At 64.0% G+C, this 22,426-nt stretch carries 24 protein-coding genes; 5 read left to right on the top strand and 19 right to left on the bottom strand.

All coding sequences use genetic code 11. The features are described 5' to 3' along the window. Positions 1 to 8 precede the first annotated feature (8 nt). The 5 genes from AAG813_RS13770 to AAG813_RS13750 all read right to left on the bottom strand — a co-directional run bounded on the left by AAG813_RS13770 (position 9) and on the right by AAG813_RS13750 (position 4,818). The gene (locus tag AAG813_RS13770; RefSeq protein ID WP_341916140.1) at positions 9 to 884 is read right to left on the bottom strand and encodes an RluA family pseudouridine synthase; all 876 of its coding nucleotides are present in this window, start codon (positions 882 to 884) and stop codon (positions 9 to 11) included. Positions 885 to 913: 29 nt separating this feature from the next. Further along, entirely contained in the window at positions 914 to 1,666 is a 753-nt protein-coding gene (gene trmB / locus AAG813_RS13765) for a tRNA (guanosine(46)-N7)-methyltransferase TrmB (RefSeq protein ID WP_341916111.1), read from the bottom strand. Further along, entirely contained in the window at positions 1,663 to 2,619 is a 957-nt protein-coding gene (gene gluQRS / locus AAG813_RS13760) for a tRNA glutamyl-Q(34) synthetase GluQRS (protein ID WP_341916110.1), read from the bottom strand. Before gluQRS ends, trmB begins: the two co-directional genes overlap by 4 nt. 11 nt (positions 2,620 to 2,630) lie before the next feature. Further along, the gene (locus tag AAG813_RS13755; RefSeq protein WP_341916109.1) at positions 2,631 to 3,707 is read right to left on the bottom strand and encodes an FAD-dependent oxidoreductase; all 1,077 of its coding nucleotides are present in this window, start codon (positions 3,705 to 3,707) and stop codon (positions 2,631 to 2,633) included. Positions 3,708 to 3,873: 166 nt separating this feature from the next. Further along, a complete protein-coding gene (locus AAG813_RS13750; RefSeq protein WP_341916108.1) occupies positions 3,874 to 4,818 on the bottom strand; it encodes a LysR family transcriptional regulator in 945 nt (314 codons plus the stop codon). 126 nt (positions 4,819 to 4,944) lie between these two features. Between AAG813_RS13750 and AAG813_RS13745 the strand changes: the two genes are divergently transcribed. The 4 genes from AAG813_RS13745 (at position 4,945) to AAG813_RS13730 (ending at position 7,737) form a co-directional block, all read left to right on the top strand. Beyond that, positions 4,945 to 5,646 (top strand): pirin family protein, encoded by a 702-nt coding sequence (locus AAG813_RS13745; RefSeq protein WP_341916107.1) that lies wholly within the window; start codon positions 4,945 to 4,947, stop codon positions 5,644 to 5,646. A gap of 85 nt (positions 5,647 to 5,731) precedes the next feature. After that, positions 5,732 to 6,142, top strand: coding sequence for a DoxX family protein (locus tag AAG813_RS13740; RefSeq protein ID WP_341916106.1), 411 nt, complete (start codon positions 5,732 to 5,734; stop codon positions 6,140 to 6,142). A gap of 108 nt (positions 6,143 to 6,250) precedes the next feature. Beyond that, positions 6,251 to 6,805: a flavodoxin family protein gene (locus AAG813_RS13735; RefSeq protein ID WP_293595742.1), complete on the top strand. Its 555-nt coding sequence runs from the start codon at positions 6,251 to 6,253 to the stop codon at positions 6,803 to 6,805. 47 nt (positions 6,806 to 6,852) lie between these two features. Further along, positions 6,853 to 7,737, top strand: a complete 885-nt coding sequence (locus AAG813_RS13730; protein ID WP_341916105.1) for a pirin family protein — start codon at positions 6,853 to 6,855, stop codon at positions 7,735 to 7,737. 3 nt (positions 7,738 to 7,740) lie between these two features. Here AAG813_RS13730 and egtB read toward each other — a convergent pair whose 3' ends face one another. Together egtB and AAG813_RS13720 are read right to left on the bottom strand one after the other, a co-directional pair. Then, complete coding sequence (gene egtB, locus AAG813_RS13725) at positions 7,741 to 9,075, bottom strand: ergothioneine biosynthesis protein EgtB (RefSeq protein WP_341916104.1); 1,335 nt, start codon at positions 9,073 to 9,075, stop codon at positions 7,741 to 7,743. A gap of 72 nt (positions 9,076 to 9,147) precedes the next feature. Further along, positions 9,148 to 9,930, bottom strand: a complete 783-nt coding sequence (locus tag AAG813_RS13720) for a sulfurtransferase (RefSeq protein WP_341916139.1) — start codon at positions 9,928 to 9,930, stop codon at positions 9,148 to 9,150. 61 nt (positions 9,931 to 9,991) lie between these two features. Here AAG813_RS13720 and dnaE point away from each other — a divergent pair, with 61 nt between their 5' ends. Beyond that, entirely contained in the window at positions 9,992 to 13,498 is a 3,507-nt protein-coding gene (gene dnaE / locus AAG813_RS13715) for a DNA polymerase III subunit alpha (protein ID WP_341916103.1), read from the top strand. 71 nt (positions 13,499 to 13,569) lie between these two features. Here the strand turns inward: dnaE and tolA are convergent, their stop codons facing one another. From tolA to AAG813_RS13655, 12 genes are all read right to left on the bottom strand, one after another. After that, entirely contained in the window at positions 13,570 to 14,490 is a 921-nt protein-coding gene (gene tolA / locus AAG813_RS13710; protein ID WP_341916102.1) for a cell envelope integrity protein TolA, read from the bottom strand. A 21-nt stretch (positions 14,491 to 14,511) separates the two neighbouring features. Continuing rightward, entirely contained in the window at positions 14,512 to 14,943 is a 432-nt protein-coding gene (locus AAG813_RS13705; RefSeq protein ID WP_341916101.1) for a biopolymer transporter ExbD, read from the bottom strand. A 139-nt stretch (positions 14,944 to 15,082) separates the two neighbouring features. Next, on the bottom strand, positions 15,083 to 15,775 hold the full coding sequence (tolQ, locus tag AAG813_RS13700; protein WP_341916100.1) for a protein TolQ: 693 nt from the start codon (positions 15,773 to 15,775) through the stop codon (positions 15,083 to 15,085). Further along, the gene (gene ybgC / locus AAG813_RS13695; protein WP_341916099.1) at positions 15,772 to 16,197 is read right to left on the bottom strand and encodes a tol-pal system-associated acyl-CoA thioesterase; all 426 of its coding nucleotides are present in this window, start codon (positions 16,195 to 16,197) and stop codon (positions 15,772 to 15,774) included. Before ybgC ends, tolQ begins: the two co-directional genes overlap by 4 nt. Continuing rightward, a complete protein-coding gene (locus AAG813_RS13690; RefSeq protein ID WP_341916138.1) occupies positions 16,190 to 17,386 on the bottom strand; it encodes a pyridoxal phosphate-dependent aminotransferase in 1,197 nt (398 codons plus the stop codon). The genes ybgC and AAG813_RS13690 overlap by 8 nt, the downstream gene beginning before the upstream one ends. 17 nt (positions 17,387 to 17,403) lie before the next feature. Continuing rightward, positions 17,404 to 17,922: a transcription antitermination factor NusB gene (gene nusB / locus AAG813_RS13685; protein WP_341916098.1), complete on the bottom strand. Its 519-nt coding sequence runs from the start codon at positions 17,920 to 17,922 to the stop codon at positions 17,404 to 17,406. 34 nt (positions 17,923 to 17,956) lie between these two features. Then, on the bottom strand, positions 17,957 to 18,421 hold the full coding sequence (gene ribH / locus AAG813_RS13680; protein WP_341916097.1) for a 6,7-dimethyl-8-ribityllumazine synthase: 465 nt from the start codon (positions 18,419 to 18,421) through the stop codon (positions 17,957 to 17,959). 2 nt (positions 18,422 to 18,423) lie between these two features. Continuing rightward, positions 18,424 to 19,536, bottom strand: coding sequence for a bifunctional 3,4-dihydroxy-2-butanone-4-phosphate synthase/GTP cyclohydrolase II (gene ribBA, locus AAG813_RS13675; RefSeq protein ID WP_341916096.1), 1,113 nt, complete (start codon positions 19,534 to 19,536; stop codon positions 18,424 to 18,426). A gap of 3 nt (positions 19,537 to 19,539) precedes the next feature. Then, positions 19,540 to 20,175, bottom strand: a complete 636-nt coding sequence (locus AAG813_RS13670; protein ID WP_341916095.1) for a riboflavin synthase — start codon at positions 20,173 to 20,175, stop codon at positions 19,540 to 19,542. Between the two features lie 55 nt (positions 20,176 to 20,230). Beyond that, the gene (gene ribD, locus AAG813_RS13665) at positions 20,231 to 21,322 is read right to left on the bottom strand and encodes a bifunctional diaminohydroxyphosphoribosylaminopyrimidine deaminase/5-amino-6-(5-phosphoribosylamino)uracil reductase RibD (RefSeq protein ID WP_341916137.1); all 1,092 of its coding nucleotides are present in this window, start codon (positions 21,320 to 21,322) and stop codon (positions 20,231 to 20,233) included. Positions 21,323 to 21,359: 37 nt separating this feature from the next. Beyond that, a complete protein-coding gene (locus tag AAG813_RS13660; protein ID WP_341916094.1) occupies positions 21,360 to 21,929 on the bottom strand; it encodes a GspH/FimT family pseudopilin in 570 nt (189 codons plus the stop codon). Between the two features lie 9 nt (positions 21,930 to 21,938). Continuing rightward, a complete protein-coding gene (locus tag AAG813_RS13655) occupies positions 21,939 to 22,418 on the bottom strand; it encodes a type IV pilin protein (RefSeq protein ID WP_341916093.1) in 480 nt (159 codons plus the stop codon). Positions 22,419 to 22,426 lie beyond the last annotated feature (8 nt).

Genomic DNA, 22,426 nt, shown 5'->3' with positions numbered 1-22,426 from the left:
CGCCGTGCTCAGGGGAGATCCAGTCGCCGCTTGCTGCTGAACTGCCGGCGCTCGCCCGTGAACGGATCATCAAAGGCGATGTTTTTGGCCAGCAGCTGCAGCGGGTAGCGGTAGTCGTCTTCCGGGGTGGGATCCAGCGGCGGGTACACGCGATCGTTGACGATGGGCAGGCCCAGCGCATACATGTGCACGCGCAGTTGGTGTTTCTTGCCGGTGACCGGGCTCAGGCCGTAACGTGCCAGCGGCCCGCTGACTTCGAGCAACTCGATGCGGGTTTCGCTGTTGGCGACGCCGGCCACTTCGGCCTGGCGGAAAAAGGGCTGGCCTTCCACGATGCGGCTGGCACAGACGCGCGGAAATGTCAGCTCCGGGCGCCATGGTGCGATCGCCTCATACCCTTTGCTGACCTCGCGTTGGCGGAACAGGTCCTGGTAAGCCGCGCGCTCCTGCGCTTGCACTGAAAACAGCACCAGCCCGGCGGTTTCGCGGTCAATCCGGTGGATGGGGCTGAGTTCCTCGATGCCCAGCCGGTTTTTCAGGCGCACCAGGAGGGTCTCCTGCAGGTAGTGACCCGAGGGGGTGACCGGCAAGAAATGCGGCTTGTCGACCACGACCAGGTGCTCGTCCTGAAACAGCAGTTCTTCGTCGAAGGGAATGCGGGTCTCCGCCGGCAGAGTGCGGTAGTAGTACAGCCGCATGTGCCCGCGGTAGGCTCGCGCCGGCGTGACGGCCTCGCCAAACTCATCGAAAATTTCACCGGCGGTCATGCGTTCCAGCCACATCGCACGCGGAACGTCAGGAAAACGCTGGACCAGAAAGTCGGTGAGGGTCGGCCAGTGGCCGGCAGGCAGGCTGACACAGCTCGGGCCGACACCGTTTCGCATCGGCAGGCCGCCGAGCGCGGGCTTGTCTTTCACGCGCGCTCGAAGACCACGTCCCAGACACCATGCCCGAGCTTGATGCCGCGGTTTTCGAACTTGGTGAGCGGCCGGTAGTCGGGTTTGGTGGCATAACCGTCGGCACTGTCCGCCGTGTTTTTCAGCAAGGGCTCTGCCTGGAGCACCTCCAGAATCTGCTCGGCATAGGGCTGCCAATCGGTGGCGCAGTGCAGGTAGCCGCCGGGCTTGAGGCGGGCCGCCAGTTTGGCCACCAGTGGCGCCTGGATCAAGCGGCGCTTGTTGTGTTTTTTCTTGTGCCAGGGATCGGGGAAAAAGATGTGCACGCCGTCCAGGCTGCCAGGGGGCAACATGTGGTCCAGCACCTGCACCGCGTCGTGTTGCAGGATGCGGATGTTTTCCAGGCCCTGCTCGCCAATGCGTTTGAGCAAGGCGCCGACACCGGGCGTGTGCACTTCACAGCAGAGGAAGTTTTTCTCCGGCAGCAAGGCTGCAATCTGTGCCGTGGCTTCGCCCATGCCGAAACCGATTTCCAGGATGGTGGGCGCGACGCGTCCGAACGCGGCTTCGACGTCCAGCGGCGCTGCCGAATAGGGTAAAAGAAACTTCGGCCCCGCGTCTGCAAAAGCCCTGGCCTGGCCGGCCGTGGTGCGGCCGGTGCGCAGGACAAAACTGCGGATGGTGCGCAGACGCGCGGGGTCGGGTGACGCGCCTTCCGGCGGGTTGGACGGAGGGTTTGATGGCGGGTTGGTGGGGGGGGATTCAATCACCGCCCAATTTTAGTCGCCCGGCTCCAGAAGGCCACGGCTTGCTGTAGCCAGTCAGCGGGCGTGCGGGCAGACAAGCCTGCGGGAAGACCCAGTACCTGCCCGGCTTCATCCAGCGCCTGCAGTGGCTGGGTGGTGTCCAGTGCGCTGGCGCCGTTCTGTTTGGAGAGCTTTTCGCCGTTGGCCCCGAGCACCAGCGGCGTGTGCAGATAACGCGGCAAGGGCAGGCCCAGCGCGCGTTGCAGCAGGATTTGGCGCGCCGTGTTGTCGGCCAGGTCTTCCCCGCGGACGATGTCGGTGATGCCCTGCGCGCCATCGTCCACCACCACGGCGAGCTGGTAGGCCCACAGGCCGTCGGCGCGCTTGAGCACAAAGTCGCCGACCTCCTGCGCGACGTTCTGTTGCTGTGCGCCGAGCCGGCGGTCCTGCCAGTGGACAATCTGGTCTGCTACGGAATCAGGAGCTGCTTGCGCCCGTGCAATAAGGGCTGTAGTCCGATTTGGCTTCATGTTTTCGGTGAGGAAGCGCCACGCCCGCGCGGGACGACCCTGCAGGCCGTGACGGCAGGTGCCGGGGTACACCAGTTCGCCGTGGCGTGGCCGCGGCTTGCCGCGGGCCTCGAGGGCCCGTGCAATGTCCTGCCGGGTGCAGGCGCAGGGGTAGGCGAGGTGGGCGGCGATCAACTGGTCCAGTGCGGCCTGGTAGTGGCTGCCGCGCTGCGACTGGTACAGCGGCGGCGCATCCGGTTGCAGCCCGCAGGCGGCCAGTTGTTGCAGGATCAGCGTGTCGGCGCCGGGCACGCAGCGCGGCGTGTCGATGTCTTCGATACGCACCAGCCACTGGCCGTCATGCGCCCGCGCATCCAGCCAGCTCGCCAGCGCGGCGACGAGGGACCCGGCGTGTAGCGGACCCGTGGGCGAGGGCGCAAAGCGGCCTCTGTAGGCCCGCGGCTCCACGCCCGTGCCCGTCAGGCGATGGCTAACGCCATTTCCAGGCCGGAGACAAACGCGTCTTCCGCCCGGTGGCCGACGCACCAGTCGCCGCAGCTGCCGATACGCGATTTCGCATCCCACAGGTGGGTCTGGCCCAGCGGTTCGGTGGTTTGCGCATAACGCCAGCGGTGCACCTCGGCATGTGGCGGCTCTGCGCGTATGCCGGTGACCTCGGTGAAGGCCCTGAGCAGCTTGGCCTTGATGCGCTCGTCGTCGTCTTCCAGGTGCCGCGTGGACCACTCCGGGCTGGCCTGCACGGTCCAGCGTTCGATCGCGCTGCGCCCCGGCTTGGATGATTCGCGCGCCAGCCAGGCAATGCGGTGGTGGGTGCTGCGCGCCGCATTCCACTGCGGCCCCAGGTGCGGCAACGTCGGCTGCTGCCCTTGCGGAAAAGCCAGCATCAGGGTCCAGCAGGGGGCGATGGCGACGCCGGCGAGGGCCGGCATCAGGGCCTTGCCTTGCTGGGAACTGAGCAGCAGGGCATGCGCTTGCGGCGCGGGCACGGCCAGCACCACGGCGTCGAAGCCGGAATACACCTGGCTGCTGGCGCCCGGTCCTTCGGTCTGCAGCTGCCAGCGCTCGGGGTGCAGCTTGTCGCGTTCCACGCGGATGACCTGGGTTTCCAGCGTCAGCGAGCCGTCCGCAGCCAGGGGCTGGGCCCACTGCTTGAGCAGCGCGTTCATGCCCGGTGTCGCCACCCAGTGGGCTTCCCGGGGCGGCGGTGCAGACGCCACGACGCGGCCGGCCTCGTCGAGGATGCGCACGGTGTTGGCGCTCCAGGGCCGCACCACGCCGGGACTGGTGGCCAGCGCCTTTTCGAAGCGCGCATCACGCACGGTGAAGTACTGCGTGCCGTGGTCAAAACCGCCAAATTCCGTGTTGCGCGTGGCCATGCGCCCGCCCGGGCCACGGCTTTTTTCGAACACCGTCACGCGGTGGCCGGCCTGCACCAGTGTGCGGGCGCAGGCGATGCCGGCCATGCCCGCGCCGACCACGGCGATATGGCGTGGCAAGGGCGCGGCAGAGGGAGCTGAACGGGAGGTTTTGGTCATGTCTTTGTACTTTTTATGGCGGGGTGAAAGGGGCGGTTGGCCTGCAGGACCCGGTGGCAGGCTTTCCCGGATTCTGGCAGCACAGCGCAAACATCAAAGGAAATCATGGTCACACTCTACACGCTGGCGCGGCCAGCCGACCGGACATTTGCCGCGGGTCAGGGTTTTACACAGCATGGTCGCGCTCCAGCAGGGCCTTTCGCGTCGCAGGGCTGTCCAGCTGCTTGAGCCACCACTGCAGCGCGCGGCCCTCACTCCCGCTGGTCACGCGGCGCCAGGCATAACTGACGGGGATGTGGCGTTCTGCCCGCTGTACGCGTTTTTCCACCAGCCTGCCGGTGGTGATGTGGGGCCGCGCGAGGTATTCGGGCAGAAAACCGCCGCCCAGGCCGCGCAGCTGCGCATCGAGTTTTTCCTGCATGCCCGGCACGGTGAAGATGTCCTGGCCGCCGAGCAGCCCGACCGAGACGCCGCTTCCGCGCTGCACCGAGTCGGCGACTGCCACCGCCCGGTGCGGCATCAGCATGGCATCGGTGATGGGCTCGGGGGCCTGCGCCAGCGGATGGTGCGGCGCGACGGCGTAGATGAAATGGATGCTGCCCAGCGGCTTGCTCTGCACCGACTTGTGGATGCCGGGCTCAATGGCCACACCGATGGCCAGATCGGCCTGGCCGGAGGTGAGGGCTTCCAGCGTGCCGGACAGGGCTTCTTCGCGCAGCCGCAGTCGGGTGGGCGGGTTCAGTGCAAAAAAGGCTTCGCACAACTCCATCACGGTGGTGCGCGAGATCACGCTGTCCACCGCCAGGGTCAGCTGGGGTTCCCAGCCGGTGGCTACCCGTTTGACACGGTTGGCTACCGCGTCGAGTTCGGCCAGCAGACGCGTGCCTTCGCGCAGCAGCTCCTTGCCGGCCTCGGTCAGTCTGGCCTGCCGGGAGGAGCGGTCGAACAGCAGCACGTCCAGCGCATCTTCCACCTGGCGGATGCGGTAGGTCAGCGCGCTGGGCACCACGCCGAGCTCGCGTGCCGCCGCCGCCATGCTGCCGGTGCGGTGCACGGTGCCGATCAGGCCGATGGTTTCGGGGGTCAGCGCATCGCGCACGCGGTTGTTCATTGAAGGGCTATGGGTTCAAATAATTTGAATGATGCCATCAAATAACTGCAATGGCCAGTGCAGCGCCGGCCCCTACATTGGAGGCATTGCAAACTCGTTGCACACGCACCCTGAAAGGAGCTCCCCATGATGACCCCCCGACTTTCCAGCGAACGCGGCTACGCCGACCACGGCTGGCTCAAGTCTTTTCATTCGTTTTCGTTTGCCGGTTATTACGACCCGGCCCACATGGGTTTTGGCAACCTGCGCGTCATCAATGAAGACCGCATTGCCGCCGGGCGCGGTTTCGGCACACACGGCCACCGGGACATGGAAATCATCAGTTATGTCCTCAGCGGCGAACTGGCGCACAAGGACAGCATGGGCAACGTCAAGGGCATTCCGCCTGGCGACGTGCAGCGCATGAGTGCGGGCACCGGTGTGCAGCACAGCGAATTCAACCATGCCGAAGGCCAGACAACGCATTTCCTGCAGATCTGGATCGAGCCCAATGTCACCGGCATCCCGCCCAGCTACGAGCAGAAAAGTTTTCCCGACAGCGACAAGCGCGGCGCGCTGCGGCTGGTGGCATCGCCCGACGGTGCGCTGGGCTCCGTGACGATTCATGCAGACGCCCGCGTCTATGCGGGCCTGTTCGATGGCGACGAGACGGTCGACATGGCGCTGAACCCGCAACGCAAGACCTATGTGCACCTGGTGCGCGGGGAACTCCGGGCCAATGGCCAGCCTCTGAAGGCGGGCGACGCGCTCATGCTGGAGGCAGAAAGCCGGCTGCTGCTTGCCGATGGCAAAAACGCCGAGGTGCTGGTTTTCGATCTGGCAGCCTGAACGCCGAAGTGGCCCGGGACTTGCACTGCCGGGCGCTTCGATTCCCATTTTTTTCTTTCATCACTCTTAACAAAAAGGACTCACCATGCTCAACTCACTGCAAAACCCGCTTTCCCTCCTTGGCCGCGTACTGATCGCCCTGCTGTTTGTTCCGGCTGGCTTCAGCAAGATTGGCGGTTTTGCCGGCACCGCCGGCTACATCGCCTCCAAGGGTGTTCCCCTTCCGGAAGTGGCTGCAGCGATCGCCATCGCGGTTGAGCTGGGTCTGGGCTTGCTGCTGCTGATCGGCTTCCAGACCCGCTGGGCGGCACTCGGCATTGCCGTGTTCACCGCGGTCATCACCTTCATCTTCCACGCCTTCTGGTCCATGCCTGCCGAGCAGGTCATGATGCAGCAACAGGCCTTCTTCAAGAACATCGCCGTGGTTGGTGGCCTGCTGACCATCGCCGCCTGGGGAGCCGGTGCCTGGAGCGTGGACGGCAAGCTCAAGGACTGATCGCGGCACACCACGACCTGCCCGCAGGCCGGCTCGAGGGCCGGCCTGCCTGTTTCCTCTTTCTTCTTCTTCTTCTTCTTTCGTCACTGAATTCAAGGACAACAAACCATGACCAACGTCGTCGTTGTTTACCACTCTGGTTACGGGCACACCCAGCGCATGGCGCAGGCGGTGGCTGAAGGCGCCGGCGCCGATCTGCTCGCCATCGATGCCGATGGCAACCTTCCCGAAGGTGGCTGGGAGCAGCTCAAGGCGGCCGATGCCATCATTTTCGGTTCGCCCACCTACATGGGCAACGTGAGTTGGCAGTTCAAGAAGTTTGCCGACGCGTCCTCCAAACCCTGGTTCAGCCAGGAGTGGAAGGACAAGCTGGCCGCCGGCTTCACCAACAGCGCGGGCATGAACGGCGACAAGCAGGGCACGCTCACCACGCTGTTCACGCTCGCGATGCAGCACGGCATGGTCTGGGTCAGCCAGGGCCTGATGCCGTCGAACAGCAAGGCAGCCCAGCGCGACGACATCAACTACCTGGTGTCCTACAGCGGCGCGATCGCACAGTCGCCTTCCGACGCCGGCGCCAGCGAGATGGCCGCGGGGGATCTGGCGACGGCCCGGCTGTTCGGCCAACGCGTGGCCGATGTGGCCGCAAAATTTCACGCCTGACCTCTACCCGACCCCATTTCAAGAAACCGCCCTCTGGAGTCACCGCCATGCCTGTTGACCTGACATTGACCGGACACGACAAGGACCTGGGGGGCGGCTTTCGCGTGCGCCGTCTGCTGCCGGCCGGGCAGCGGCAGGCGGTCGGACCTTTCCTGTTTTTTGACCATTTCGGCCCGGTCACGGTGGCCCCGGGAGACTCGCACGACGTGCGGCCGCATCCGCACATCGGCCTGGCGACGGTGACCTACCTTTTCGACGGGGCCATCATGCACCGCGACAGCCTGGGCTTCAGCCAGCGCATCGAGCCCGGGGCCATCAACTGGATGACGGCTGGCCGCGGCATCGTGCATTCCGAGCGTGCGCCGCAGGAGCTCAAGGCCAGCACCTACGTCAACCACGGCATCCAGCTGTGGGCGGCCCTGCCGCGTGAGCACGAAGAGGCAGCGCCGGATTTCGTGCATACGCCTGCGTCGTCCATTCCGTCGCTGGTGCTGGGCGGCGCGCAGGTGCGCGTGTTGATCGGTGAGGCGTTTGGGCAGCGTTCACCGGTCAGGACGTTCTCGACAACGGTCTATCTGGATGTGCAGCTCGCGGCCGGTGCGGTGTTCGAACTGCCGCCGCTGGCCGAGGAGCTGGCGCTGTACGCCGTGGATGGTCCGGTGGTGGTGGACGGCGAACCGGTGGCAGCGCACACGCTGGTCGTGCTGGCGCCGGGGGCTGCGGCATCGATCACGGCCGGCGACCCCGTGCGGCTGATGGTGATAGGCGGCGACGCGCTCGGTGGCCACCGCTTCATGTGGTGGAACTTCGTGTCCAGCCGCAAGGAGCGGATTGTGCAGGCCTCGCGTGACTGGGAGGCTCAGACCATGGGCCAGGTGCCTGGCGACGCGGAACTGATTGCGCTGCCCGAGCGCCGCTTTACCTCAGAGTGAGTTTCATGCGGCGGCGCCGTCGCGTGCCAGACGCAACCCGCTGAACTGCCACTGCGCGTCCGGTGGAAAAAAGTTGCGGTAGCTCGCGCGTACGTGGCTTTGCGGTGTCGCGCAGGAGCCGCCGCGCAGCACAAACTGGTTGCACATGAATTTGCCGTTGTATTCGCCAACCAGGCCCTCCCACGGCTTGTAGCCGGGATAGGGGTTGTAGTTGGACTGTGTCCACTCCCAGACATCGCCAAACATCTGCGCCGGATGGCCTGTACGGCGCTGCTGCAGCGGGATCGGGTGGTAGGCGCCGCCTTCGACAAAGTTGCCTTCGGCCCGCTGGCCGGCCGGGGCCGACACACTGCGCGCTGCCAGCTCCCACTCAAATTCCGTTGGCAGGCGCGCACCGGCCCAGCGTGCATAGGCGTCGGCCTCGAAATAACTGAGGTGGCAGACGGGCGTGTGCGGGTCCACCTGCACCAGACCCTGCAAGGTGAAGTTGCAATACGGGCCGTTTGGCGTGTCTGGCATCTCCCAGTACATCGGCATCGTCGCCCCGCGGCCCTGCACCCAGTCCCAGCCCATGGCCAGCCACAACTCGGGCCGCCGGTAGCCGCCGTCCGCCATGAAAGCCATCATCTCGCCGTTGGTGACCAGCCGGTGGCCGATGTCAAACGGCGCCACATAGACCTTGTGCCGCGGCGTCTCGTTGTCAAAGGCAAAGTCGCCGTCCATGGCAGGGTCGAAGCCATGCTCCAGCAGTCCACCCCCAAAGCCCATCCAGCGCAGCGGCTGCGGGCTGATGCCCGCCAGCGGCCAGTGCCCGGCATAGGCTGGCCGCGCCGGGTTGAAGGACAGCGCGTGTTTGATGTCGGTCAGCAGCAGTTCCTGGTGCTGCTGTTCATGGTGCAGGCCCAGGGTCAGCAGTTGCACCAGTTCGTCTGCGGCAGGACCGGCCGGGGTTTGCCGCAGGATGGTCTGCACGCGCTCGTCCACCTCGGCCCGGTAGGCCAGCACCTGCTGCAGGGTCGGGCGGCTGATCAGGCCGCGTTGCGGCCGCGGGTACTTGTCGCCCACGCCGTTGTAATAGCTGTTGAACAGCACCCTGAAGCTGGCATCGAAAGGCCGGAAGTCCTTTTCAAAACGCTCGAGGACAAAGGTTTCGAAAAACCAGGTCAAGTGGGCCAGGTGCCACTTGGCGGGGCTGGCGTCGGGCATGGACTGCAACTGGCAGTCCTCGGCGCTCAGGGGCTTGACGAGCCGTTCGGTCTGGCTGCGGACCTGTTCAAAGCGCAGCAACAGCCCGGAGATCCCTGCGGCGGTGCGTCGGGCAGCGGTGGGTGTGGGCATGGCGGTTTCAGTGCGAGGTGGATGGGCGCTTCACGGGCCTGGAAAAGTGGAACAGTCTCCAGGAAAGCCGGTTCAGCTTCCCACACCTTCGGCAAGCGGCTTGTCAGACGATGCCCCGACATTGACGCGGGGCTGGAGGGCCGGGTCCAGCGCGCGCCGCTCATCAAAGACAAAACAGGCGCCGTCAAAATGCGCGTGGCCGTTTTCCTCGAAATATTTCAGGATGCCGCCGTCGAGCTGGAAGACATGGCTGACGCCCGCCTCGCGCATGAAGATGGCGGCTTTTTCGCAGCGTATCCCGCCGGTACAGAAGCTGACCACGGTTTTGCCTTCGAGCTCGGCGCGGTGCGCCAGCAGGACTTGCGGAAATTCGGTGAACTTGTCGATGCGCCAGTCGATGGCACCCCGGAATGTGCCGACATCCACCTCGAAGGCATTGCGGGTATCCAGGGTCACGACGGGGCGCCCCTCATCATCATGGCCGGCATCCAGCCAGCGTTTTAGCGTCGCCGCATCCACCGCCGGGGCGCGGCCGGCCGCAGGCTGGATGGCCGGGTGGTTCATGCGGATGATTTCGGGCTTGACCCGGACCAGCAGTTTGCGAAAAGGCTGGGCATGGGACCAGCTTTCCTTGACCTCCAGGTCATGGAAACGGGCATCGCGCCGCAACCATGCCAAAAAATCATGAATGTCGGCGCGCGGGCTGGCCAGGAACAGGTTGATGCCTTCTTCCGCCAGCAGCACCGTGCCTTTGATGGCGCGGCTCTGCAGGGCTTCCAACACGTTGCCCTGCAGCCCGGACAGGTCTTCCAGGGTCACAAACTTGTAGGCGGCAATGTTCAGGATGCGCATGATCGGGTCATTGTAGGCAGCGGGGACGGCGGCCGTGCGCGGACCCGACCCCTAAAATGAAGCCATGTTTGTCCATTTACGTATTCACACCGAGTTTTCAGTCGTCGATGGCACCAACCGCATCGACGAAATCGTGGCCGCCGCAGCGGCCGACCGCCAGCCTGCGCTGGCCATCACCGACCTGGGCAACCTGTTCGGCACGGTCAAGTTCTACAAGCAAACACGCGGCGCCGGGGTCAAGCCGCTGATCGGTGCGGACGTGTGGGTGCAGGTGCCGGGCAAGGAAGCGGGTGCGGCGCCGGCGCGGCTGCTGCTGCTGGTGCAGAACCGCCAGGGCTACCTGAATCTTTCCGAGCTCATCACCCGCGCCTGGACCCGCGGCGTGGTGCGCGACCAGGCCATCATCAGCCTGGAGTGGTTGCAGGAACTCGGCGAAGGCTTGATTGCCCTGTCCGGTGCGCAGGGCGGCGCGGTCGGGCAGGCGCTGGTGCAGGGAGACGGACCGCGCGCGCTCGAATGTGCGCTGCATTTTGCGGGCCTGTTCCCGCACCGTTTTTACCTCGAGCTGCAGCGCGCGCAACGCGCCGACGACGAGCAGCATGTGGCTGCGGCGGTGCAACTGGCCGCCCGGCTCAAGCTGCCGGTAGTGGCGACCCATCCGGTGCAGTTTCTGGGTTATGAGGATTACGAAGCTCACGAAGCGCGTGTCTGTATTGCCGAAGGCGAGATCCTCGGCAATGCGCGGCGCGTGCGCAAGTTCACGCGCGAGCAGTATTTCAAGTCCTCGGCGCAGATGGCCGAGCTGTTTGCCGACCTGCCATCGGCGCTGGCCAACACGCTGGAAATCGCCAAACGCTGCAACCTCAAGCTCGACCTCGGCAAGCCCATGCTGCCCGAGTACCCGACGCCCGAAGTCGACGGCGTGCGCATGTCGCCCGACGAGTACTTCCGCTACGCGTCGTTTCAGGGGCTGGAAGAGCGGCTCGCGCATCTGTACCCGAATGAAGCGGTGCGCAACGAGAAGCGGCCGCAATACGTGGAGCGGCTGGAGTTCGAGATCAACACCATCCTGAAGATGGGGTTCCCGGGTTACTTCCTGATCGTGGGCGATTTCATCAACTGGGCCAAGAACAACGGCTGCCCAGTCGGGCCGGGACGCGGCTCCGGTGCCGGCTCCCTTGTCGCGTATTCGCTGAAGATCACCGACCTGGACCCGCTGCAGTACAACCTGCTGTTCGAGCGTTTCCTGAACCCCGAGCGGGTGTCCATGCCCGACTTCGACATCGACTTCTGCCAGACCAACCGCGACCGCGTGATCGACTATGTGAAGGACAAGTACGGCCACGCGGCGGTCAGCCAGATCGTGACCTTTGGCACCATGGCCGCGCGCGCGGCGATTCGCGACGTCGGCCGCGTGCTCGATTTTTCCTACGGTTTTTGCGACGGCATTTCAAAACTGATTCCGAACAAGCCCGGCCAGGCGGTCACCCTGCAGCTCGTGCCTGCTGATCGCAAGAAAAACGACAAGATGGTGTACGCCCTGGAGGCTGAACCGGTGCTGGCCGAACGCGAAGCCAAGGAAGAAGACGTGCGCACCCTGCTCGAACTCGCGCGCAAGCTCGAGGGCCTGACGCGCAACGTCGGCATGCATGCCGGCGGCGTGCTGATCGCACCGGGCAAACTCACCGACTTTTGCCCGCTCTACCTGCAGCCCGGCAGCACCTCCGCCGTGAGCCAGTTCGACAAGAACGACGTCGAGGCGATCGGCCTGGTCAAGTTCGACTTTCTGGGCCTGGCCACCTTGACCATCCTGGAGCTGGCGCGCGAGTTCATCGTGCAGCGGCATCCGGCGCAGAAGGACTTCAAGTTCGAGAACCTGCCGCTCGACGACCAGCGTGTCTACGCGCTGTTTGCCGAGGGCAAGACCGAGGCGGTGTTCCAGTTTGAAAGTATCGGCATGCAGCGCATGCTCAAGGACGCGCGCCCGAACCGGCTCGAAGACCTGATCGCGATGAATGCGCTGTACAGGCCGGGTCCGATGGACCTGATCCCGACTTACATCGCGCGCAAGCAGGGCAAGGAAACGCCCGAGTATCCTGACCCGCGCGTCAAGCCCATCCTGGAAGAGACCTACGGCATCATGGTCTACCAGGAGCAGGTGATGCAGACCGCGCAGATCCTGGGTGGCTACTCGCTGGGTGGCGCCGACATGCTGCGCCGCGCGATGGGCAAGAAGGACGAAAAGGAGATGGCCGCGCAGCGGGAAATTTTCCGCAAGGGTGCCGGCATCAACGGCCTGTCCCAGGAGAAGGCTGACGAGGTTTTCGACTTGATGGAGAAGTTCGCGGGATACGGCTTCAACAAGTCGCACTCGGCCGCCTACGCCTTGTTGGCCTACCACACCGCCTGGCTCAAGCGCCATTACACCGCTGAATTTTTCTGCGCCAACATGACGGTGGAGATGGGCGACACCGACAAGCTGAGGATTCTTTTTGGCGACGCGCAGAAGATGGGCATCAGCTTCGAGTCGCCCGACGTCAACCGCGGCCACTACCGCTTTGAGCCGATCACGGACAAAAGCATCCGTTACGGCCTGGGGGCCGTCAAGGGCACCGGCCAGCAGGCGATTGCCGCCATCGTCGCGGCGCGCGAGGCCGGCGGGCCCTTCACCTCGCTGTACGACTTCTGCCTGCGCGTCGACAAGTCAAAGATGAACAAGCGCACGGTCGAAGCGCTGATCAAGGCCGGCGCCTTTGACAACCTGCAGCTCAACCGCGCCTCGCTGCTGGCCTCGGTGGACCGCGCCTTCGAATTCGCCGCCCAGGCCGAGGCGAACGTCAACCAGGGCGGACTCTTCGACATGGACTCCCACGCTGCCAGCACGCAGGAACCGCCGCTGGTGGAGGCCGTGCCTTTTGGCGTGAAAGCGCGGCTGGTGCAGGAAAAAACCGCCATCGGTTTTTACCTGTCCGGGCATTTGTTCGACGAGGTCGAGACCGAGGTGCGGCAGTTCGTCAAACGCAAGATCGACGACCTGATCGACTCGCGCGACCAGACGCTGCTGGCGGCCATTGTCAGCGACCTGCGCGTCATCAACGGCAACCGCGGCAAGCTGATCATCTTCAAGCTCGACGACAAGACCGACACGCTGGAAGCTTCGGTGGACGAGGCCACCTTCAACGCAAACCGCAACCTGCTGAAAGACGACGAGCTGGTGATCGTGCAGGGCACGCTGCAGCCGGCGTCGGAGCGCTTCGGGCGCCGCTTCAAGGTGACGCAGGTGTGGAGCCTGGAATCGGCGCGCTGCCGCTTCGGCAAGTACCTGCGCGTGGCGGTCAATGGCACGGCGCCGGACGTGCAGCGCATCGTGCGGGACTTTCCGCCGCGCAAGGAAATGTCGGAGCAGGGGGAGGTCAGCCGCGGCCTGCCGGTGCGCCTGAGCCTCAAGCGCGACAGCGTGGTGGCCGAACTGCAGCTTGGTGACGCCGCGAAGTTTTTCCCAACCGATGCGGCGCTGGCAAGCTGGATGGCGCAGGCCGACCAGGGGCTGGCTAGAATAGTTTATGAGTAAATAAGGGCTTCGGCCCTTGTCCTGATTGCGCAAGAAGCTATCTTATTGATAGCGTTCGAAGTGAGCAGCACTCAATCCTTGGGCCGGAATTCCAGAATCATCGGCGTCGGGACCCGGCCGTCCACATCACGCGGCATGGTTTCGGTGCGGATGATGGCCTTGATCACCGCGTCGTCCCAGGCCTTGTTGCCGCTGGACTTGATCAGGCGCTGGCTGATGATGCTGCCGTCCAGCGCGGTGCGCACCTCGACCTCCGCCGTCGGGTTGCCGGCAATGTCGTCGGTGAACACGATGTTGGGTTTGACCTTGGCACGCACCTTGCCGCCGTAGCTGGCTGACGGGCCGCTGGCTTTTTGCGCCGACCCCTTGGCGTCAGCGCTCCCGCTGGCGCCGGCCAGGCCCATGGCCCGCTTGATGTTGTCCTGGCGCTGCTTTTCCGCAGCGGCATCGGCCAGCTTTTTCTTCTCCGCCTCTTTGGCGTCCTTCGCGTCCTGTTTTTTGTCCTCGGCTTTTTTCGCTTCGAGTTTCTTCGCTTCCTCGACCTTGCGCTTGGCCAGGTCTTCCTTCAGCTTCTGCTCTTTTTCCTTTTTGGCCTGAAGCTCTTTCAGCCGGTCCTGCTCGGCCTTGGCTTTGGCCAGCTCGGCTTCCTTCTTCTTGAGTTCGAGCTTGCGTTTTTTCTCACGCTCCAGCGCGATGTCCACGTCCGGTGCGGGGGGCGGCGGTGGCGCCTTGACCACGGGCTCGGGTGGGGGCGGAGGAGGGGGTGGCGGCGGTGGCGGCGGGGCTTCCACCAGTTTGGGTGCGGCTTCCTGGGGCACGCTGGACCAGAGCTCGGCTTCGAACGAGATATCCGGGTTGCTGTGCTTCCAGTTCACGCCCCAAGTCAGGGCCGCGATCAACAGCAGGTGAACCAGCACCGCCAGGACTAAGGATCGCAACGCACCGGGCTCGCGGTGCGGGGCAAACTCGGGGCGATCGGCGGCGATGGGCATGAAAAATTCAGCGCAGCGGGGTCAGTTGCCGGTCTGCACCGAGAGGCCGACGCGGGCCACACCGGCCTTTTGCAGCGCGTCCATGACCTTGACCACGGTTTCGTACTTGATGGATTTGTCGGCGCTGATCACCACCGGCGTGACCTGCTCATTGGCCGGCACTGCCGGCTGCAGGCGCTTGACGGCGGCGCCGACCTCGCCGAGCTTGACCGGTGTGGTGTTGCCCGCCGACTTGATCTGGATGACTTCCTCCTTGCTGATCTCGATCTGGATCGGCTTGGGCGGCTGGCCCGGCGCCTTGCCGACCTTGGGCAGCGCAATCATGCTGGGTGTGATCAGCGGCGCCGTCACCATGAAGATGATGAGCAGCACCAGCATCACGTCGATGAAGGGCACCATGTTGATTTCGCTGATGGTGCGGCGGCCCCGGCCGCGGGATGAAACTGCTGGCATATGTTTCTCCTAAGCCGGCCACTGTGCCGTACTCTCTTCGTCAGCAGGGGCCGCGGAACCGGCTTTGCCGGGCCGCAGGCGCAGCGCCCCCTCGGGGGGCAGCGTATTACACGAAGTGAAAAGCGTGGGGGTCCACATCTTAGTGACCCGAAGGTGAGGTTGCACCCAGGTTGCGCTGCAGGATGTTGGAGAACTCCTCGATGAAGGTCTCCAGCTTGTTGGCCACGCGGTCGATGTCGTGGGCAAAACGGTTGTAGGCCACCACCGCGGGGATGGCGGCAAACAGGCCGATGGCCGTGGCCACCAGCGCTTCGGCAATGCCGGGCGCCACACTGGACAGCGTGACCTGCTCCAGCGCGGCCAGGCCGGTGAAGGCGTGCATGATGCCCCAGACCGTGCCGAACAGGCCGACGTAGGGCGAGACCGAACCGACCGTGGCCAGAAAGGACAGGTTGGATTCCACCGCATCCATTTCGCGCTGGTAGCTGGCACGCATGGCGCGGCGGGCGCCGTCGAGCAGGGTGCCGGGGTCTTCCATGCGGCGCTCGCGCAGCTTCTGGAACTCACGCATGCCGCTGGCGAAAATGCGCTCCATCGGGCCGCTGTGTTTGGCGTTCTGGTTGGCGGCGGCAAACAGGTCGTTCAGGCTGGTGCCGGACCAGAATTCGCGGTCGAACTCGTCGTTGAGCGACTGCACGCGCTTGAGTGAAACGATCTTGCGGAAGATGGCGGCCCAGCTCGCGATCGACACGCCGATCAGCAGTGCCACCACGCCCTGGACCACCCAGCTGGCGTTGAGAATGAGGCTGACAATGGATAAATCCTGGTTCATGTTTTGGCTTCCAGACGATCAAGGATGGTGGCGGGAATTCTGGCGGGCTTCAGGCTGGCCGCATCGACCCAGCCGATGCGTATCGTGCCCTCGCATAGCAATACTGACGAACGCTCCGATTTTAATAGCGTACTCTGCCCGATTATCAAGGACGCCCGGCCCTTTTCGATCAGGCGGGCGGTAACAATCAGTTCATCGTCGAGACGCGCGGGCCGATGGTAGCGAACGCTGGTTTCCGTCACCACGAACATGCCGCCGGTGCTCTCGCGCAGGCTGTGTTGCTCGATGCCCAGTGATCTGAGCCATTCGGTGCGGGAGCGTTCAAAAAATTTCAGGTAGTTGGCGTAGAACACGATGCCGCCAGCATCCGTGTCTTCCCAATAGACCCGCAAGGGCCACTCGAAAGAGCTGGCCTCAGCCAAGGACGGTCTCCAGCCGGGCGACGGCCTCTTTGAGCTGGGCCATGGAGTTGGCCGTGGAGAAGCGGACGTACTGCTCCGGCGCCATGGTGCCGAAGTCACGCCCGGGGGTCACCGCCAGGTGGGCACGTTTCATCAGCTCAAACGCAAAGTCCCAGCTGCCGCTAACGCCCAGCCGTGCCGCGGCGTCCGTGCAGTCGGCATAGGCGTAAAACGCGCCGTCCGGCATCACCGGCACCGTCAAGCCGAGGCGGTTGAGTTCGGGAATGAAGTAGTCGCGCCTGGCCTTGAACTCGGCGCGGCGCCGTTCGTATTCGGCCAGGCTGTCGGGTTCAAAACAGGCCAGGGCGGCGTGCTGGGCCACGGTGCTGGGGCAGATGAACAGGTTCTGCGCAATGCGCTCGATCACCGGTGCCAGCACCTCGGGCACGACCAGCCAGCCCAGGCGCCAGCCTGTCATGTTGAAGTACTTGCTGAAGCTGTTGATGCTGATGATGCTCTCGCCGAGGCCGCCTTCCATCGCCAGCGCGGTCTGACCGAAATGCGCCTCGTAACTCAGCCCCAGGTAGATCTCGTCAATCAGCGTGATGCCGCCGCGACTGTGCACAAATTCGTGGATGCGCCGCAGCTCTTCAGGCGCAATCGATGTGCCGGTCGGGTTGGACGGCGAAGCCAGCAGCACGCCGCGTGTCTTGTCGGTCCAGGCGGCCTGCACTTTCGCGCTGCTGAGCTGGAAGCGCTCTTCAGCGGTGGTGGGCAGCAGCACCGCGTTGCCGTCCGCAGCGCTGACAAAGTGCCGGTTGCAGGGGTAACTCGGGTCCGGCATCAGGATCTCGTCGCCCGCTTCGATCAGGGCCAGGCAGGCCAGCTGCAATGCCGCCGAGGCGCCGGCCGTGATGATGATGCGGCCGGGCGCAACGTCGGCCTGGAAACGCGTGGCATACCAGTCGCTGATGCGTTCGCGCAGCGGTTGCAGGCCGGTGGCCTGGGTGTACTGGGTGTTGCCGTCCCGGATGACGCGGGCCGCGGCCTGCTGGACCAGCGGCGGTGCGGTGAAGTCCGGCTCGCCAATGTTCAGGAAAATCATGGGCTCAGCCGTATGGGCAAGCTGCTGGGCCATGGTTGCCGCGGCCTTGGCCACTTCCATCACATAAAAGGGTTCGATGCGCTGGGCGCGCCGGGCTATCCTGATGTCGCTCACCGCGCGCCTCAGGCTTTTTTGTCGGCGGCGACTTCAGCGGCGCGAAAGGCCGGTGCCAGTTTGTGCAGCACGCCGTTGACGTATTTGTGGCCGTCGGTGCCGCCAAAAGCCTTGGCCAGCTCGATGCATTCGTTGATGATCACGCGGTAAGGCACGTCCAGGCAATGCTTGAACTCGTAGGTGCCAATCCACAGCACCGCATGTTCGACCGGCGATATTTCCGCCATCTTGCGGTCCAGCAAAGGCGTCACGCTGTCGTCCAGCGACGCCGCTTCGTCAATGCAGCCGTGCAGCAGCGCGTCGTAATGCGCTGCATCGGCCTTGTGAAAACCCACCAGGTCGCGGGTGAAGGCGTCAATGGACGACGCCTCGTTGCGCCCGACCAGATGCTGGTACAGCGCCTGCAGGGCAAACTCGCGTGCCCGGGTGCGCGCTGACTTGTCGGCGGCTTTTTTGACACCCGTGTCGGTCAGGCCGTTGCGGGTCTGCGGCGGGCGCTTGGGTTTGAGGGGTGTCTTTTCAGTCATGGCGCACTTGTTGGGGGAGGGGAGGACCGGGGTATCAGTCAAGTTCGTTCAGCAGGTTGGCCATTTCCACCGCCACGCGTGCCGCATCACGGCCTTTGTCGGTCTGGCGGGCTTCGGCCTGGGCGATGTTTTCGACGGTCAGGATGGCGTTGGCGATCGGCAACTGGTAGTCCAGGGCCAGCCGGCTGACCGAGGCGCCGCTTTCGTTGGCGACCAGTTCGAAATGGTAGGTTTCACCGCGGATGATGCAGCCCAGCGCCACCAGCGCGTCGTACTGGTCGCGTTCGGCCATGGCCTGCAGGGCCGAGGGAATCTCGAGCGCGCCCGGCACCTTGACGTGGTGGATGTTTTTTTCCTCGACACCGAGCGCCAGCAATTCCTGCCAGCAGGCCTTGGCCAGCGCATTGGTGATGCTTTCGTTAAAACGCGCCTGGACGATGCCAATCGAGAGCTTTTTGCCGTCCAGCTTGTCGGCCGTACCTTTTTCTGCACCAAACACGGTTATTCCTTTTTGTTGGCAATGTAGCCGGTGATCTCTAGGCCGTAGCCCGTCATGCTGGGCATGCGGCGCGGGTTGCCCATCAGGTTCATCTTGTGCACGCCGCACTCACGCAGGATTTGCGCGCCCACGCCGTAGGTGCGCAGGTCCATGCGGCCGCGCTCGGGGGCCTGGCTGGCGCGGGCCGTGCCTTCGAATTGTTCAAGCAGTTGCGCCGCACTTTCGCCGCAATTGAGCAGGACGGCCACGCCTTTGCCCTCTTTGGCAATGTAGGTCAGGCTCTGGTCCAGGCTCCAGGAGTGCATGGAGCGGCCGGTTTCCAGCGCGTCGAGCACCGACAGCGGCTCGTGAACCCGCGCCGCCACGGTGTCTTCGGGTGACCACTGTCCCTTGACCAGCGCCAGATGCAGGCCCTGGCTGGTCTTGTCCTTGAAGGCGTGGGCGGTGAACTCGCCAAAAGCGGTATTCAGTGTCCTTGAGCCGATTTTTTCAATCAGCGAATCGTGGCGGCTGCGGTGTTCGATCAGGTCGGCGATGGTGCCGATTTTCAGGCCGTGTTCGGCGGCAAAGACCTGCAGGTCGGGCAGCCGGGCCATGGTGCCGTCGTCTTTCATGATCTCGCAGATGACGGCAGCCGGCGAGCAGCCCGCCATGCCGGCCAGGTCACAGCCGGCTTCGGTATGGCCGGCGCGCATCAGTACGCCGCCATCGACGGCTTGCAGCGGGAAGATGTGACCCGGTTGCACCAGGTCGCTGACCTGGGCGTTTTTGGCGACGGCGGCCTGCACCGTGCGGGCCCGGTCAGCCGCGGAGATGCCCGTGGTCACGCCCTCGGCAGCCTCGATCGACACCGTGAAGGCGGTACTGTATTTGCCGCCGTTGCGGGTGGCCATGGGCGGCAATTGCAGCATCTCGCAGCGCTCGCGCGTCAATGTCAGGCAGATCAGGCCGCGGCCGTAACGCGCCATGAAGTTGATGGCTTCCGGGGTCACGTGGTCGGCGGCGAGCACCAGGTCGCCTTCGTTTTCGCGGTCTTCTTCGTCGACCAGGATGACCATGCGGCCGGCCCGCATGTCGGCCACGATGTCTTCAACAGGGGAGATGGCAGTGGTCATGGTTCAGTTTTTCTTTCCGTCCTGGAGCATGCGCTCAACGTAGCGCGCAATCAGGTCAATTTCCAGGTTCACCTGCGATTGTGGTCGCAGATGGCCCAGGGCTGTGTTTTGAACCGTGTGGGAAATCAGGTTGATGCTGATTTCGCAGCCGGTCTGGCCGCCGTCCAGGTCGGTGACGCGGTTGACGGTCAGGCTGACGCCATTGACCGTGATGGAGCCTTTGTAGGCCAGGTATTTGGCCAGTTCGCGCGGCGCACGGATGCGCAACTCCCAGCTTTCACCCACCTGGGCGAAATGCGTGACGGTGCCGATGCCATCGACATGGCCGGCGACGATGTGGCCGCCCAGCCGGTCATTGGCGCGCAGCGCTTTTTCAAGGTTGATGGGACCGGGTTCGATCAAGCCGCTGGTTTTGGCCAGCGATTCGGCCGATATTTCAATCAGGAACTGGTTGTTGGGGAGGTCAAGCGCCGTCACGGTCATGCAGGCGCCGTTCAGTGCGATGCTGTCGCCCAGGCCCACGTCGTCGAGATAGCCCGATGGCGCTTCGATGGTGAGTCGCTTGCCATGGTCCAAAGAGCTGCCCAGGCTATGGATGGCGACGATGCGCCCCACGCCGGTGATGATTCCGGTAAACATGGCGCTATTTTCGCAGAGATTGCGGGCGGCCATGGGCCGGGCCGATAAAGCAGGGCTAAAAGAGGTCGCGTCCCTTGACCCTGGCCACGATACGCAGATCGGGACCCAGCCGGTCGGTGGAGCGAAACTCAAGGTCCAGCGCCTGCGAAAGCTCGCTGATCGGCCCGAAACTGGCCATGCCGCTACCCTGGCCTATCAGCTTGGGGGCCAGGTAGACCAGAAACTCATCGACCAGACCTTCACGGATCAGCGACCCGTTGAGCTTGTGCCCGGCCTCGACGTGGACTTCGTTGACCTCGCGCTGAGCCAGGTCGCGCAGCATAGCTGCCAGATCCACCTTGCCGCCGTGGCCCGGCAGATAGACGACGGTAGCACCGCGCGCTTCCAGGGCTGATTTTTTTACATCATTTTGCTCGGCAGCGTAGATGTAGAGAGCGCGGCCAGCTATGAAAAGATGAGCATCCAGTGGCGTCTCCAGCCGGCTGTCCACCACCACCAGATGCGGCTGGCGCGGCGTGTCAACCAGCCGCACGTCGAGGCGCGGGTTGTCTTCCAGCACGGTGCCTATGCCGGTGAGCACGGCGCAGGAACGTGCGCGCCACGCATGGCCGTCGGTTCGCGCGGCGTCGGACGTGATCCACTGACTTTTGCCGTTGTCCAGCGCCGTCTTGCCGTCAAGCGAGGCCGCCACCTTCATCCGCACCCAGGGCGTCTTGCGAACCATGCGGCTGAAAAATCCGATGTTCAGTTCGCGCGACTCCTCCGCGCCCGGGCCGACTTCAACTTCAATGCCCGCGGCCCGCAAGCGCGCAAAGCCCTGGCCGGACACCAGGGGATTGGGGTCGGCGATCGATGCGACCACCTTTTTGATGCCGGCGGCGATCAGCGCGTCGCAACAGGGGCCTGTGCGGCCATGGTGGGAACAGGGTTCGAGGGTGACGTAGGCGGTGGCGCCCTGAAGTGAACGGCCGTGTGCTTCTGCGTCCCGCATGGCGACGATTTCGGCGTGGGGACCGCCGGTTTGTTGGGTGTGGCCTGCGCCCAATACCTTGCCACAGCCGTCGGTGATGACGCAGCCCACGCGCGGGTTGGGGCTGCAAAGGCGCAACGCCATTCCAGCAGATTCAAGGGCGCCTTGCATGAGCACCTGTGGTTGTTCAGTCACAAGGTCGTATTGCGGTGAACTACGAACAGCCGGTCGTCCCGGTCTTGCAGGATCGCACCCGGCCGGCTGGATCAACGATGATGGAACTGGAGCGCGGCGAGGTGTTCGCCATCACCATCGTTCCCCCGCCGAAGGCGCCACTCTTCAGGCGCGGGTACCCACTTCCGTTGAACAGCAAATAACCGCTTGTAAAACTACTGGCCCCCGGCGTGGTGACGGTGACATCGGCGCTCAGCGCCTCATGGCGAAGTACCACTTCATCGACCCCTTCGTTATAGACCTGATTCCAGTTTGAGTCTGCAAAAACCATCCAGCCGGAGCTCCAGTTTGTTCCGGTAGCGGGAATAAGATAGGTGTTGAGCCCCTGCTTCATTGCATTGGCTCTTGCGGTATTGGCTGCCAAAATGAAATTGCTAACGGCGTCCGAGAGTTGTGCATTTCGCTGAAACTGGACGAAACTCGGCACCGCGACCATCATCAGGGTTGTTCCCAGTGCAACCGTCACCATCAACTCGATCAGAGTAAAGCCTGCGTGGCGGTGGAACAAAAGGGAGCTCAGACGGTGTCCGGGACGGTTGTTTCGAGACATGGCGTGGCCTTATTTCCAGCAGCGTTCGGTGTTTGTGCCGGTGCAAGTCCGACGGCCTTGTGTGTCTATGGCCATCGAAGTCACTTGAGGGTCAGAAAAAACGCCTGCTTGCGGTACCGCAAAAACCTCGATGCAGTCACGCTTGGTGGGGGTTACCGTGCCTACGGCCTGGCAGACCCTTGCGCCAAGCAAGTGGCTGCTTTTTGCCTGGGTGCCATCAGAAGATGAATAGGCCTTGAACGGCAGGGCGCCGGGCGTGCCTGCTGCAAAGGTTTCATAGGTGTTCATCTGGGTCAGATAGCGTTCCTCCTGCTGTAGTAGGTTCATCAGCGCAGTCCGTGCTTCGGCTCGCTTGCCTTTGCGTACGGAGTCTGTATAGGCTGGGTAGGCCACAGCCGCCAGAATTCCGACAATTGCGACGGTGATCATCAGTTCAATCAGTGTGAAACCCGAGTGGGCGTTCCGTTTGATAGGCAGACGTTTTGGCATGATCATTT

This window comes from Polaromonas sp. YR568 (assembly GCF_943371715.1).
Classification (GTDB): domain Bacteria; phylum Pseudomonadota; class Gammaproteobacteria; order Burkholderiales; family Burkholderiaceae_C; genus Polaromonas.
Note: the sequence above shows the minus strand (reverse complement) of the source record. Positions and strands in the feature narration are given on the sequence as shown.